Source organism: Anaerobacterium chartisolvens (genome assembly GCF_003337415.1).
Lineage (GTDB): Bacteria > Bacillota > Clostridia > Acetivibrionales > DSM-27016 > Anaerobacterium > Anaerobacterium chartisolvens.
Genome location: NZ_QPJT01000019.1, coordinates 47,504 through 62,626, shown reverse-complemented (window position 1 = coordinate 62,626; position 15,123 = coordinate 47,504). Strand labels below are relative to the sequence as shown.

The window sequence follows — 15,123 nt, the reverse complement described above, 5'->3', positions numbered from 1 at the left end:
GGATAATATAAACCATTATATATTATTGCAGAGATGAAAAAAATTTATTCCTGCCCGTTTGCTATATGTATTAAAAAGAGAGCCCTTGTTATATACAAAAGCCCTCTTTCCGTCACGCAATATTTTTACAATGCCATGCCGCTTGCTGCTCTAAATTTATTACTTAAATTAATTTGGCTGTTTCTCTCGCAATAGCAAGCTCTTCGTTTGTAGGTACCACAAGAGTTCTAACCCTTGCTCCCGGAGTGCTTATATCCATTTCCTGAGCTTTTTGCGTATTCTTATCCCAGTCAATTTCAATACCCATATTTTCCAGTCCCTCAAGAACGGTGCGCCTTACTATCGAATTATTCTCTCCCACTCCCGCTGTAAATATTACCGCGTCAGCCCCATTTAACACCGCCATATATTCTCCTATATATTTCTTTACCCTGTAGCAGAATACCTGAATGGCCATCTGGGCCCTTTTATTTCCGTTCTCGGCAGCGGTATGCAAATCTCTGAAGTCGCTGCTTACTCCTGAAATGCCAAGAACTCCGGATTTTTTATTAAGATAATCATTTATTTCTTTTACACACATATTCTCTTTATCCATGAGAAATGTCAATATCTGAGGGTCTATAGAGCCGCTTCTGGTGCCCATTGCCAGACCTTGAAGAGGAGTAAAGCCCATTGTGGTATCCACAGACCTGCCCTTGTCAATAGCGCAGATGCTGGCTCCGTTTCCAAGATGGCAGGTTATAAGCTTAAGGCTCTCAAAAGGCTTTCCGAGCATGACGGCAGCCCTCTGCGCAACATATTTGTGCGAGGTGCCGTGAAAACCGTATTTTCTTATTCCGTATTTCTCATAAATTTCATAAGGCAGTGCATACAAATACGCATATTGAGGCATCGTCTGATGGAACGCAGTATCAAATACAGCTATCATGCGTATATTGGGCATTATCTGCCTGCACGCCTCTATTCCCACTATGTTGGGAGGATTATGAAGAGGAGCTATATCTATACAATCCCTTATGGCATTCATTACTTCATCATCTATTATCACAGAATCGTGGAATTTCTCTCCCCCATGCACTATGCGGTGGCCTATGGCGGATATTTCATCCATGCTTGATATTACGCCAAGCTCCGAATCGGTGAGAGCATTTATAACCTCTTTTATTGCAGTCTTATGATCCGGAAGAGACTTTTCCAGAACCACGGCATCATTATCTTCTTTCGTATGCTTAAGATATGAATTTTCTATTCCTATCCTGTCGCAAAGACCCTTTGCCAGCACAGCTTCATTTGCCATGTCTATAAACTGATACTTTAAAGAAGAGCTTCCCGTATTAATAACCAAAATTTTCATTTTATACCCTCCATGCAGCTTAAGCCGCGAAAAATTCATGCTTTAAAGCAATTTTCATTCAAGCATCTTTATACATCATACATCAAATTAACGATCAATTTCTTTAATTACGCCTCCTGCGCCTGCACCGCAGTTATGGCAACAACACCGGCTATGTCCTCGGCGCTGCAGCCCCTTGACAAATCGTTTACAGGCTTTGCAATACCCTGTAGGATGGGTCCGTAGGCCTCAGCCTTAGCAAGCCTTTGAGTCAGCTTATAAGCTATGTTTCCGCAATTCAAATCAGGGAAAATGAGTACGTTTGCCTTTCCTGCGACATCACTCCCAGGTGCCTTTGACTGCCCGACAGAAGGCACAAGCGCGGCGTCCGCCTGCAGCTCGCCGTCCAGCATAAGCCCGGGGGCCTTTTCCTTGGCTATCTGCGTCGCCTTAACAACCTTCTCTGTCAGTTCGCTTTTAGCACTTCCATAGGTGGAGTACGAAAGCATGGCAACAACCGGTTCAGCCTGAACCAACTGCTTAAACGAGGCGGCAGATTCAATAGCAATATCGGCCAGTCCGTCTGCGTCAGGGTTCTCCACAACTCCGCTGTCTGCATAAACAAATGTGCCGTTATGTCCGTATTCACAGTCGGGGACAACCATAACAAAAAATGCCGAAGCCATTTTTGTACCCGGCTTGGTTTTTAATATTTGCAGCGAAGGCCTTACAGTGTCTGCTGTTGAATGAGCGGCCCCCGAAACCATTCCGTCGGCATCACCCATTTTAACCATCATTGTGGCAAAATATACATAATCCTTCATTATTTCCTTTGCCTTCTCCAATGTGACTCCCTTTGACTTCCTCAATTCATAAAAGCAATTGGAATAGTCTTCGAACTTATCAGAAATTAAGGGATCTACTATCTTCGCCTTCGAGATATCCAGATCCCCCGCCAGTTTTTTGATTTCACTTTCGTTTCCTACCAGTATAATATTGGCTGTACCTCTCTGCTGAACCATAGCCGCCGCTTTTATAGTTCTTATGTCCTCGCTTTCCGGCAGAACTATAGTTTTAATGTTTGCTTTTGCTCTCTCACAAATTTGTTCTAAAAAATCCATTTATCATACCCCTTTCTTATTTATTTAAAATAGTAAAAACTATCTTTTATTATGACCTGCTCCTAACAATTGCTTTTATCAAGCATTTGCCGACATTCTTAATTATATACAAACTGTTCATTGTATACAAGATAAAATTTATTGAAAATTATTTTTTTGTGATTATTTTTCATATTAAGTAATTATTTTTCATTGTTCTGTTATATTTTGTTATACAGCTTAATAATAATCAATCTTTATCGTGTTCTATATGATTTATTGTTTTTATCAGGAAGTGCATATAATTTGATATAATAACTTTTTTGTAGTCAAAATTTGTAGAAAATAGGTTGATTTCCTCTTAAATGTTTAATAAAATATAATAGTATCAATATTTGTCAATTCCTTGGTTGTATTAGTATTTACTTTAAGGAGGTGAATCATTTTTTTACTTTCTTATAAAACTTTTTAGAGCTGATCTCACTCCTCCAGTCTGTAAAATTATGCGGAAATTATGCTAAAATAAACGAATTTTGTTTTATAGGAATGGCAGTGCTTTAATTTCAACTTATTCAGTGTCCCGTAATCCAGTACCTCTTAATGAATTCTATTGCAGGACACCGGTTAGTGAAAAGGGGGGATTTTACAAACAAAATTTATTATTAGAACTTATAGAGTACAAACTTTTTTAGGGGGAGAGATTTTTTATGAGAAAAACAAAAAGAGTTATTTCATTAACCGTTGCTTTAATGCTGGCTTTTACGCTGTGCTTTTCACCTGCCGTAAAAGCTGTTGACGGAAATAATGACGACTGGCTGCACTGTAAGGGCAACAAAATTTATGATATGTACGGAAACGAGGTATGGCTGACAGGCGCCAACTGGTTTGGCTTTAACTGCAGCGAAAATGTCTTTCACGGTGCCTGGTATGATGTTAAGGGCATTATGAAAAGTATAGCCGACAAAGGCATAGGGCTTTTAAGAATACCCATTTCAACAGAGCTTCTATACAGCTGGATGGTTGGAAAGCCAAATAAGGTTTCAAGTGTAACCGCCGGCAACGACCCTCCTTATCACGTTATCAATCCCGATTTTTACGATCCTCAAACCAAGGGTGTAAAAAACAGTATGGAGATTTTCGATATTTCAATGAGGTACTGTAAAGAGCTGGGTATCAAGGTAATGATTGATGTGCATAGTCCTGACGCCAATAACTCAGGGCATATGTACCCTCTATGGTATGGGCTTGATACAACCACGGCGGGCGAAATAACTACCAAAAAATGGATAGATACCTTGGTATGGCTTGCCGACAAATATAAAAACGATGATACCATTCTGGCGTTCGATCTGCAAAATGAACCCCATGGAAAGAGGGGATATACTGGCAATCGTGCTCCCGAAGACATGGCAAAATGGGATAATTCCAAAGACGAAAACAATTGGAAGTATGCCGCCGAAGAATGTTCCAAGGCAATTCTTGCTGCAAACCCCAAGCTTCTGATAATGATTGAAGGAATTGAACAATATCCAAAAACAGAGAAGGGATATACGTTTGATACACCCGATGTCTGGGGAGCAACAGGAGATGCCGCCCCATGGCATGGAGCATGGTGGGGAGGAAATTTAAGAGGAGTTAAGGATTATCCTATAAATCTGGGGCCTTTAAACAGTCAGATTGTATATTCTCCTCATGACTACGGGCCTTCAGTATACAACCAGTCGTGGTTTGATAAGGACTTTACAACCCAGACACTACTGGATGATTACTGGTATGACACATGGGCATACATTAACGATCAGGGCATCGCACCGCTTCTTATCGGCGAATGGGGAGGCCATATGGACGGCGGAAAAAATCAGAAATGGATGACTCTTCTTCGGGATTACATGATAAAAAATAAAATCCATCATACCTTCTGGTGCATAAATCCTAATTCAGGAGATACAGGAGGACTTATAGGAAATGACTGGTCAACATGGGATGAAGAAAAATACGGATTGTTCAAGCCCTCATTGTGGCAGTCAAAGGGCAAATTCATAGGGCTTGACCACCAGATACCCTTGGGCTCAAACGGGATCTCCTTAGGAGAGTATTACGGAACTCCCGATCCTGATCCTGACCCCGATCCAGATCCCGACCCTGACCCTGTAATACTTTATGGTGATTTAAATGATGATAAAACTGTAAACTCCATAGATTTCGCCCTGCTTAAGAGACATCTTATCGGTGATACCTCTGTAGACATAAATATGGATGCAGCCGATGTAAATGATGACGGCGGCGTAAATTCTGTGGACTACGCTATTTTGAAAAGATATTTAACCGGTGAGTTAGAAACACTGCCTTATAAACCCTAAGACAACAGACAGTTTGTTTTAAAAACACCCAAGCGGAGGCCGCCGAATATTTTTCGGCCGCCTCCGCTTTTTTGAGCCTTCTTTACGCGCAAAATTTCCGATTGCCTTCTTTAAGAACCGTCACCTTGCGCCACGGTGTTAATATTTAGAAAGTCGCTTTTGCGGCTTCATTTACTGAGGGATAAATTGCTACTGCGGGCTGGTTCCGCCGCTATTTGTCCATTGAATGACTTCCCCGCCGGTGAACTTCAGATATACGTCATGAGTACCGCTTGCTCCAGTGACATTGGTAGTTCTGGTAGCCCATGTCTGCCATCCGCCAGTATTACTGATCGGTAAAGTTCCTATCAGAGTACCGTTAATGCTGCCAAGCCTTATCTCAATATTGCCTCCGCTGGTAGCACTGGCTACTCTGGCTTCAAAGCCTGTGACTCCACTGCCAAGGCTGACATTGTTATAAACAACATAATCTTCATTTTCTATATTACATACATTAAGACCGCCTTCGCTGCAGCTTTCAGTTCCAACTCCAGATTGTGAGCTGTAGCTCTCAGCTTAGATCTGTGAATCTCCGCCTGATGAATTCACAAGGCACAGCTTGTAGTTTCCTGCAGTATCGGGAGCGGCAATAGTTGTTGCTGTTCCTTCTGCGCTTGTCATGGTTGGTCCCTCAACAAAGCTTGGTTACTGTCGCTTCCCATCGGTGAAACGTAATAAGACGCCTGAGCTGCTGCTGAAGCAACCATAGGACAGATGGTAACAGTGAACAAGCCAGTTAAAACCATTACCAAAGATAGAATTAATGGAATGCACTTTTTTGAAGCCTTGTTCTTTAACATAATTCTGTCTCCTTTCGATTTAAAACTTCATGATTTTTATGGGTCTTATAAAAACACCTTCACCGTCTTCCGCTCCGGATCAGAAGTAATACACCCGGGACTTCCCCGAGGGTGTATGCTGCTGAAAGTGCTAATATCTATACGATTACTTCAATTCCATCCATATCAGGCACAAGCTTCCAGCTAACCTTTTTGTTTTCCATGGAAGCATATATTGCGACTCCTCCCAAGAGATGAAGCTTGAATTTGACATCCCATTCCCCTGTCCATGCGGGAAACAGATAAACTTTATTGCCATATTGCTGCACAAGCATTTCCTGAAGTCCTATCATACCGCTCCCACCCCAATTGTGATCCGGTACCCAGTCGTGTCCAGGCCCCCAGAATGCCGGAAATCTTCTTCCGCTATCGTCAAGCTTCTTTGTATTTATCTCCGCCGCATCTTCCGTCAAACCCAGCCTTGCTGTGAAAATACCGTCCTGATGCCAGCTGATATGGTCCTTCAGCCTGTCCGGTGCCGTTTTCCATGTATGTATCGCAGTATTCTGTCCTTCCAAACCAATTCCATAGATCTCATAGGGAAATACAGGATATAGCTGCGGCAGCTCAACATTATGTATATGGGTCCATGAATATGCAGGATTTATCACCTGCCCCCCGTCTATGCTTCCTAAGGATATATCAGGAACCCTGCTTAGCTTTTCTCTATAGTATTCCGCATCCACATATTCCTCCAGGTGTATAAGCTCTGAAATCAAAGCCCTCAAGCCGGACACAGCATCTGTAGGATTCAAAGCATCCTTGTAGGTTTCAAGGGCGGTTGAAGGGAAAATGACAAGTTTCCCATTCTCGTCATACGGTCTGCATGCATTAAACCTATGTACGAATTCATAATGTTCAAAGTAAAATGCAACTACACTTTCAATAAATGGTACATATCCAGAAATATCCTTTCCTGTATAGCGATAATACCTTAGAATCATGAACGCGAATTCCAGCTGTGTACTGTAATGGTACTTGGTAGCGGCACAGATAAGTTCCGTTTTATCATAGTATTTAGGTCTTTTAAAGATATCCCAACGCGCGTTATCAAATCCATATGTCAACCCGATAGGGAGGCCCATGTTTTCCAGCTGTTCGGTGAAGGAGCAGCCTTTGTGTCCCCAGTATTCCTTTGTTCTTAGCTCGGCATTTTTCAGCAGCCGCTTGTAGTAATTGAACTGGCTGGGCATCATGTCAAAATCTCCCGACTTCAGCATGGGCCAATATATAAGGCGTTGATTTTGCGCTGTAAAGCTGCCCCCTCCCCACATCCTGAAATCGGGAGTCTTGCCGTAATGGTCGGCATCCTTTTCGGAAATGAACGTATGTCCGCCTGTCACTGAATAACATGGGTCGGTAGTAAACAATCCCCCATTGAATTTGGTGGGGTAGCTTCCATATGCATTACAGCCCAGCATATATCGAAAAAGTGTATAATTTCTCGAAAGTCGAAATCCTGTATCACTTTCGTTCTTGTCTCCGTTTATATCAATAAAGCTTCTTTCCCAGAATGACTTCCACCATCTTTTTGAGTTTTCGCGTGCAGATGTGTCTTCAACTGCTTTCTTACACAATAATTCAAGCTCTTTGTTCCATATCCCGATTCTTTCTGACTGGCTTGTATTGAAACAAATATATAACCTGTGCTTTTTACATGCTTCTGATTTTAATGCATAACCGGTATAACCAATCCCGGCATAGCTGCCGCTTGTATTGCCTGAAAATACACAAGTATCACCAAACAGTCTTCCTCCGAAGGTCAAATCCTTCTGCGGATTGTACATTTCATCCTTTATTGCATTGAGGCTTTGCTGGTTTATGAGGAAATCAAACAACAGCTTTTCATTCCTGTTCCGGTGATAAAAAGTTACACTATCCGTACCGGCATATAAATAGTCCGGATATGTGATTACAGTACCCGGATAACATATATAACTGGCAGCAGCCTGTCTTTCACCGTCTCCCAGCTCACCATAGGCAAGTTCCCTCTCCTCTGTGCGCCAGCTTTCATATTGAGCAGTAACCTGGATATCCCTGCCGGACTCCACCTCAATATTGCAAACAGGCTTTGCAGTATCAAACCATACAGCCATATGGAAATCTTCACCGGATATCAACACATATCCATCCTGAAGTATCAATTCCTGTGAAAAGTATTTTTCAAAAGGATTATGGCTGAAAGAGAATCTGAATCTGCCCAGCTTCAGCATCTGGTTGTTTTCATCAAAGCTGCCGCTCCTGTCGATGTACATCAGCACCTCGTCGTTTTCAACCCAAACATTGGCGCCGGCATCAAAGCCACCGCAAGGCATCGATTCGCCCGAGTCCTTGCTTTGCGTGGTCCATTTCACATTGTATTTGCTGATATTAAAATCCATATTTATCACCTGAAATTTTTTTATCCTTTCACAGAACCCGCTGTTAATCCGCTAACAATATATCTCTGTCCGAAAATATATACAAGAAATACCGGCAGAGATATTAAAACCATGTCTGCAAAAACAAGATTCCAGTCTCTGGAGTATTGCGAGAAGAATTTATATGCAGATAAAGGCATTGTCCAGTTATTTGAGTCATTTATAAAATATATGGGTAAGGTTATATCGTTCCAAATACCAAGAAAGGCGAATATAACCAGCGTGATGTTAATTGGCTTAGTCAAAGGGAAAATTATACTGAAGAATAATCTAAGCGTCGAAGCACCGTCCATTAACGCCGATTCATCTATTTCCCTGCTCACAGACTTGACAAAGCCGGTGTACATAAATACTGAAAAAGCACAATTGTATGCTGCGTGCAATAAAATTACACTGGGAATGGTACCGTATATTTTAAGACCCTGCAGCAGCTTTATAGTAGGTATTATCTGTTGAGGGGTTATCAATCCTATAAAAAATACCATAAAAACGAAACCGGTCAACCTGTTTACTCTTCTTGCGACAATAAAGCCCACCATAGATGAAAGAATGACTGTAATGGTTACAGAAAAAGCCGCTATGAGAACTGAATTATAAAAATACCTTACCAGATTCCCTTTTTCAATAACGGTAAGATAATTTTTAATATGCCAAATGGATGGCAGCTTTAATGAAAAGTCCAAAACCTCCGTGTTGGTTTTAAATGAACCCATAAACACAATCATTAAAGGTGCAATAATAGTCAGACTGCATATCCATAAGGACGCTTCCAGCAGCAATGTCCTGACCCTCCGCATCAAATTTATTGAAGAGTTCATTATACATCGACCTCCTTCTTTCTTAAATAAAACAACAAAGGAATACAAATCAAAGCCACCAAAAAGCACTGGAGAAAGTTCAACGCGGTACCGAGCCCCCATGAGCCTTCCCCGAACTTTTTAAAGACTACTGTTCCTATAACCTGTGAAGCATCTGCAGGACCGCCGCCTGTCAGTGTGTAAACATTGGAAAAAGCGTTAAGCCCCGAAATCATGCTCATCAGTAGACTGACGTTTATCGCCGGCACCAGCATTGGAAGTGAAATATTAATAAACTTCGAAATGCTACCCGCACCATCAATTGTTGCTGCCTCATACAATTCAGTAGGTATTGATTGGTACCCTGAAAGAAATATTGTCATATGATATCCAACCATCTGCCATACCGCTACAAAGCTTACGGTATAAATTACTAAATCAAGGTCCGCAAGCCAGTCAAGAGCAGCAAATCCCATGCCAATGCTATTAAGGAAAGTATTAAATACCCCTTCCGGAGTTAAAATTGCCGAAAACAGAACTCCGATTACAACCGTGCTTAATACCGCTGGTATATAATAGATTGTTCTAAGTATGTTTCTTGATTTGATTTTTACGTTCAGCCCTGTAGCTAACAGCAGTCCTAAAATGTTTTTCCCCAAAATAGTAATAACAGCAAATATGAATGTATTCTTCAGTGCTGAAACCAGCAACGAATCAGTAAAAATATATCTTAAGTTTTCAATCCCTGTAAATTTTATTATTTCGTTTTCCGGTCTCCAATCAGTAAAGGAAAAATAAATCCCCGATATGGTAGGAAACATATAAAACAGTAAGTATAAAATCAGTCCTGGGACAATCATATAATACGTATAAAGTTTAGTTTTACCCATGAGGGTCCCCACTTTCCCTTAAATTCAAGTTTATATTGCCATCATTTTTCTGATATGCCATAAGTGTATACCACGCGAAAATAACAACCCTTCAGCTCACGCCTCAATAACCTTGTTATGAATCACCATAATATAAGGCAAGGGATAATAGTCCCTTGCCTATTATTACCCGTATTTCACAATTCCATCTAAAACATTACCAGCCTGCTATTCCCTTTTGTTTCATCAGGTCTGCGAATTTTTTGCCCCATTCCTCGCTTACCTGCTGCGGAGTCATTTTGCCTCCAAGCATGGCCTGGTACAACTGCCATGCGCCGCTGCCGTCTATGCCGGTTTCGCCGTAAATAGTGTCGTTTGCCTGCATACAAATTTTACCCGGCGTTACATAATCGTCCATAATGTCCTTTTTGTATTCGGGCATATCGACCGACTTGGCGTCCTTGAAATTCGCTATGAAAGGCTTGGTCTTGTGCTGCCTTTCAAGCTGGTCCGGCTGTGAAAGGAAGTCAAACAACATCTTCGCTTCTTTTTTATGCACTGCAGCCTTCGGTATACCAAATCCGCTGACTCCCTGATTTGCAAGGTAAACATCATTGTCATAGGGAATCGGGAATATTGAAAGTCTTAAGTCGGGATACTTTTCAATCGCCATAGGAATGAAGAATTCACCCATAATAAACATCGCAGCCTGCTTTTTACCCATAATATCGACTGCGCTGTCAAAGTTATCGGACAGTACACCTTTGTTTGTATAACCCAGCTTAACAAGATTAAGCAATTTAGCATTCATATCCTCATAGACTTTTAAATCAGCCCACTTTTGCTTTCCTGAATTAATATCAGCGGATAAAGTAGGTTGTTTTCTTGTCTGGTAATCACCCAAAGCACAGGACTGCCAGATCTGAATGGTCCAGGCATCCTTGCCGGCAATTAGAAGAGGTGTAATCCCTTTTGCCTTTATAACTTCACAGGCCTTTAAAAATTCGTCATAACTTCTGGGAACTGAAATATTGTTCTCTTTAAATATATCCTTGTTATAAACAATACCTGCAGTATCAACAGGGATATCAAAGGAGAAGTTCATTATTTTATCGTTAAACTTCAGCACTTCCGGTTTGATCAATCTGGATACCCACGGCTCGCTGTCGAGTGTTTCGAAGTTCTTCTCAGCACTAAGCGCCGACTGGAAATCACTGTATGGAGCATGGACAATATCAGGTACGCCTGAACCGGATGACAGCTTTGTCTGGATAATGTTTTTCCACTGGTTATCCGGGTAAACCTGAAAATCGATTTTAATATTAGGATTTTTTTCTTCAAAGGCTTTAAAATTTTCATCATTCCAAGACTTAACCGCTCCCTGGGAATCAAACCAGATAAGAGTGACTTTTTCGTTGCTGGCTTGTGAAGTCTTTTCATTGCTTTCCGGGGTAGACTTTTCGGTGCTTGCTGCTGAAGTTGCTGCTTGAGATGCCTGATTGTCTGCTGATGTTCCGCAACCTGCAAACAAAGATACAACCATAATCATTGCTAATATAACAAATGCTAGCCTTTTAGAATTATGCATAATGCTCCTCCTTATAATATATTGAATTTGTAACAGGTGTTATCAACAACTATAGTGCACTAATAGGTTAATAACCAAAATTGTTTTACATGTTTAATAATAAATCGAAAACCGGAGAAAATAAATGTAATATTTTGAATTCACACCATGTGAATTTTTGACCAGGCATCCAATTTGCGTCCTTTCATATTGAAACATATGCGAAACTGTTATACAATTCAATCTAAAGACTTAACATAATTAGTTCGTTCAGTATATAACATACAATATAACATACAATATAACCAATAGCCAAAGATGATACTTTCATTATAGGAGAAAAGTAAATGAACAACATCAATCTTCAGACAAAAATCATAATAAGTTTCTCAATTGTGATGTTTGTAATGGTTATTTCATTCGGTTTATATATTTCTCTGTATTTTATGAAAATACAGGAAGATAGAATTATCGAAAATATTGAGGAACTGACATCCAAATTCACAAAACAGATTGATTATTATATGAGAGATTTAACCCAGTCGGCCAGAAATCTTGCGTATGAACCCGGATTGATTGAGCAGTTGAAAATTATAAACCAATTCGATGACATCAATGACTATGACCTTACTATGTTTGATCGGAATATAGGCGATACCATTGCAAGAGTAGTTTCCCTCAATTCTTTTTCTCTATCCCCAAACATAGCATATACGAATATTTATGTTTACAGCAAAAATATGAAGTATAAATATTCATTTACGTCAACAAGTGTTGGGAATTTGGAGAAAGTATTGCGCGATAAACTCTATCAGAATGATTTGGAGAAGGATAAGTTTACAATATACTGCAGCAACTCAAATACCAGCCAAGCATCTGCTCCAAATTATTCCATAATTATTCCGATAATGGACAATCTGGGTAATTTATGCGGCTATCTGGAAATCATTCAGGATAATCATGTGCTGGATGAAATTTTTAATGTCGGAAGCTTAGGTAAATGTATTATCATTGATAAATACAACAATATTGTTTATTTAAAGGAACCTCTGGGCGATAAAACGTTAACTTTTCTGACTTCCAGCAAAACCAGCGGCGGTAGTTATCTAAGAGATTCAAGCAACAACTATTTTTTTCACTTCAAGTCGGTCTACAGTCAATGGCATGTATTTATCCAATATACGACCGAATCTCTTTTTGCTCCCCTGAACACAATGAAGTTTGCAAATTACATTTTCATCTTTGTATTGTTAATTTTATCACTTATGTTTATATATTACTTTTCCAGAATATTGACCACCCCAATAATAAAGCTCCGTGATGAAATATTAAAAGTTAACGGCAGTAACATGGAGTTCAATTTTGACGGTGTGTCCTATAACAACGAGATTGAAATGCTAAATAAAGCGTTTCAGGATATGCTTTTCAGGCTGAAGGAATCCGTGCAAAGCGAAATAACTGCTCATAAGGAGGAAGCAAAAGCACGGTTTTCAGCCTTACAGGCTCAAATGTCGCCTCACTTTATCCATAACGTTTTATATCTCATAAGCATTTCCATCCGCAATAACAAGGGTGACGATGCCGTAAAAATGTGTAAACAGCTTTCGAACATGTTAAGATACATTGTTAACTCCCCATTTTCCACAGTGACGCTGGAAGAGGAAATAAGTTATATGTGGAATTACCTGTCTCTTCAGGAAAAAAGCTATGGAGACGCGATAAATTATAGTATAGACCTGCAGGAATCAATCAAATTGATTACTTTGCCCAGACTTGTCATACAACCCTTTGTCGAAAATGCAATTCAACATGGTTTTATAAAGTGCAAGCCGCCCTGGAAAATTTCCATTTCATGCATTGAAAAAAATGATTCATGGGTAATTATAATAAGTGATAACGGCATAGGAATAAAACCTGATAAACTCGATGAAATCTGGGAAAAGATTTCCGGCAATAACGCTTTAGTCACTCAGGAACGTTCAGATGACACTCCGGGCATGTGCAGCATGGGCATCGTTAATACGGTAATGCGCCTCAAGCTTTTATACGGTGAAGAGCTGAGTTTTGACATCTGCAGTAATAATGGATCCGGTACTACTGTATCAATATCGGGGCCCATTAAACCTCAAATATCATCCTTAGAACTTTAAATATTATTTTTGGGGAGATTTCTCATGTACAAAGTATTAGTTGTTGAAGACAACAAACTTATTTTAAAGGATATTACCGACCAGTTAGAATCAATCAATAGCAGGCTAAAGGTAGTAGCTGCTGCTTTCGATGGTGAAGAGGCGTTGGAAATATTAAAAAGAGAGGATATTGATATTCTTTTTACAGATATAAAAATGCCTGTGAAGGACGGGTTAACACTGGTAAATGAGGGGAAAAAAATATCTCCTTCACTAAAGTGTGTGATAATAAGTGGTTATGGTGACTTCGAATATGCCCGTCAGGCAATCAAACTTCAAATAGACGGATATATACTTAAGCCTATTGACCCCGGTGAGTTGGAGGCTGTTATTGAGAAAATTACCGGAGAAATTGATACGGCAAAAGAGCTTGTCTTGGAAAAAACACTGTCCAGACTGCTGATGAATACGTATTCCGGAGAACTTGATCTTATACCTTTTAAGGATAAAAGCTTTGTTTTATCGGTTGTGCGGACAGGCTTATCCAGAAAAGGTCCGCAGTCTTTGGAAAATAATAATGTAAAAAAATACATAAGCGAGGGAAGCAATATTGATTTCAATATAATTGACACTGAATTCATTTCGGAAAAGGTCATTATCTATAATACTTCTGAACATGAACCCGAACATTTTTTGTTAAATGCCGAATTACTGTTCAACAAACTGGTTAAAGAGTACCCACAAATAAATATTATTACAAGTTCAAGGATTTCGGATATATCAAAACTTTGTGATAGGTACACCCGCTTGTCACAGGAATTAAGCTGCCAGATCATATTGGGCAAATCGCAAATATTGTTTGAGAATAATGTAAACAGCATTGATTTAAAATTATTAAACGAATTGTCATACAAGCTTAAGAGAAAGTATGATCTGCTCATGAAAAACTCCCCTCTAAATAGTCTTTTTAATAAAATTGAAGCCGATTTATGTGAATGGGAACAAAAGAGCTTCAACCTGCTTTATATTAAAAGATTTTTGACTATAATGATCGAATGTCTGTATGAAGCCAATAATGCTATCAATATCCCACAACTTGATATATCTCTGGATGTCGAACAACTCCTATATCCCTGTAATACGTATCAGGATCTCAAAAAGAACATGATAAATCACGTTAAGTCGTTTTTTGATGGCTTAACTGAATCGGAAAATATATCTTTGAAGGAATTAATAGAAAAAATTGGCCAATTCATTCAATCAAACCTGTATAACAGCATTACACTGCAAGACTTGGCAGATAAATTTGACCTGACATCATCTTACATATGCAGGATTTTTAAGTCTCAATTTAGTATCTCCCCAATGGCCTATTACATGAATTTAAAAATTGAGGAGGCAAAAAAACTTCTTCGCTCCGATAACGACATATTAATAAAAAATATATCGGATACACTTCGTTTCAGTGACCAGTTTTACTTCAGCAAAGTATTTAAAATGTATACAGGCATGAGCCCGCAGGAATACAAAAAATCTGAAGAGAGGTGACGATAGACCTATGGGGACATATTGACAATCAGGTCTGTGTTGTATAGATTAAAGGCACGGGTTTGCACAACATAGGCTAAGTAGGAATTGCACTATGGCGAAGAGTCCGTGAGATTAAAAGG

Annotated in this window: 9 protein-coding genes and 1 pseudogene; 3 read left to right on the top strand and 7 right to left on the bottom strand. The window is 39.7% G+C overall.

Going from position 1 to position 15,123, the window contains the following annotated elements:
- Nucleotides 1-163 precede the first annotated feature (163 nt).
- Both DFR58_RS15415 and pta read right to left on the bottom strand, forming a co-directional pair.
- Nucleotides 164-1,354: an acetate kinase gene (locus DFR58_RS15415; protein ID WP_114298747.1), complete on the bottom strand. Its 1,191-nt coding sequence runs from the start codon at nucleotides 1,352-1,354 to the stop codon at nucleotides 164-166.
- A gap of 107 nt (nucleotides 1,355-1,461) precedes the next feature.
- A complete protein-coding gene (gene pta / locus DFR58_RS15410) occupies nucleotides 1,462-2,454 on the bottom strand; it encodes a phosphate acetyltransferase (RefSeq protein ID WP_114298746.1) in 993 nt (330 codons plus the stop codon).
- 686 nt (nucleotides 2,455-3,140) lie between these two features.
- Between pta and DFR58_RS15405 the strand changes: the two genes are divergently transcribed.
- Nucleotides 3,141-4,793, top strand: a complete 1,653-nt coding sequence (locus DFR58_RS15405) for a cellulase family glycosylhydrolase (protein ID WP_114298745.1) — start codon at nucleotides 3,141-3,143, stop codon at nucleotides 4,791-4,793.
- Nucleotides 4,794-4,982: 189 nt separating this feature from the next.
- Here DFR58_RS15405 and DFR58_RS22690 read toward each other — a convergent pair.
- The 5 genes and pseudogenes from DFR58_RS22690 to DFR58_RS15375 form a co-directional block, all read right to left on the bottom strand.
- A pseudogene (locus DFR58_RS22690) lies at nucleotides 4,983-5,288 on the bottom strand (carbohydrate-binding protein); the annotation flags it as partial.
- A 481-nt stretch (nucleotides 5,289-5,769) separates the two neighbouring features.
- Nucleotides 5,770-8,052 carry a DUF5703 domain-containing protein gene (locus DFR58_RS15390; RefSeq protein WP_114298743.1) on the bottom strand — a complete coding sequence of 761 codons (2,283 nt, stop codon included), beginning with the start codon at nucleotides 8,050-8,052 and terminating at the stop codon, nucleotides 5,770-5,772.
- A 20-nt stretch (nucleotides 8,053-8,072) separates the two neighbouring features.
- A complete protein-coding gene (locus DFR58_RS15385) occupies nucleotides 8,073-8,909 on the bottom strand; it encodes a carbohydrate ABC transporter permease (protein ID WP_242987670.1) in 837 nt (278 codons plus the stop codon).
- On the bottom strand, nucleotides 8,909-9,778 hold the full coding sequence (locus DFR58_RS15380; protein WP_114298742.1) for a carbohydrate ABC transporter permease: 870 nt from the start codon (nucleotides 9,776-9,778) through the stop codon (nucleotides 8,909-8,911). Before DFR58_RS15380 ends, DFR58_RS15385 begins: the two co-directional genes overlap by 1 nt.
- 196 nt (nucleotides 9,779-9,974) lie before the next feature.
- A complete protein-coding gene (locus tag DFR58_RS15375; RefSeq protein WP_114298741.1) occupies nucleotides 9,975-11,345 on the bottom strand; it encodes an ABC transporter substrate-binding protein in 1,371 nt (456 codons plus the stop codon).
- Between the two features lie 326 nt (nucleotides 11,346-11,671).
- Here DFR58_RS15375 and DFR58_RS15370 point away from each other — a divergent pair, with 326 nt between their 5' ends.
- Nucleotides 11,672-13,474: a cache domain-containing sensor histidine kinase gene (locus tag DFR58_RS15370; protein WP_114298740.1), complete on the top strand. Its 1,803-nt coding sequence runs from the start codon at nucleotides 11,672-11,674 to the stop codon at nucleotides 13,472-13,474.
- 24 nt (nucleotides 13,475-13,498) lie between these two features.
- Entirely contained in the window at nucleotides 13,499-15,001 is a 1,503-nt protein-coding gene (locus DFR58_RS15365) for a response regulator transcription factor (RefSeq protein WP_114298739.1), read from the top strand.
- The last annotated feature ends 122 nt before the right edge of the window (nucleotides 15,002-15,123 follow it).

Coding starts and splice junctions, on each gene's coding strand:
- DFR58_RS15375 (WP_114298741.1), bottom strand. CDS start 11,345: ATGCATAATTCTAAAAGGCTAGCATTTGTTATATTAGCAATGATTATG.
- DFR58_RS15365 (WP_114298739.1), top strand. CDS start 13,499: ATGTACAAAGTATTAGTTGTTGAAGACAACAAACTTATTTTAAAGGAT.
- DFR58_RS15415 (WP_114298747.1), bottom strand. CDS start 1,354: ATGAAAATTTTGGTTATTAATACGGGAAGCTCTTCTTTAAAGTATCAG.
- DFR58_RS15405 (WP_114298745.1), top strand. CDS start 3,141: ATGAGAAAAACAAAAAGAGTTATTTCATTAACCGTTGCTTTAATGCTG.
- DFR58_RS15370 (WP_114298740.1), top strand. CDS start 11,672: ATGAACAACATCAATCTTCAGACAAAAATCATAATAAGTTTCTCAATT.
- DFR58_RS15380 (WP_114298742.1), bottom strand. CDS start 9,778: ATGGGTAAAACTAAACTTTATACGTATTATATGATTGTCCCAGGACTG.
- pta (WP_114298746.1), bottom strand. CDS start 2,454: ATGGATTTTTTAGAACAAATTTGTGAGAGAGCAAAAGCAAACATTAAA.
- DFR58_RS15390 (WP_114298743.1), bottom strand. CDS start 8,052: ATGGATTTTAATATCAGCAAATACAATGTGAAATGGACCACGCAAAGC.
- DFR58_RS15385 (WP_242987670.1), bottom strand. CDS start 8,909: ATGAACTCTTCAATAAATTTGATGCGGAGGGTCAGGACATTGCTGCTG.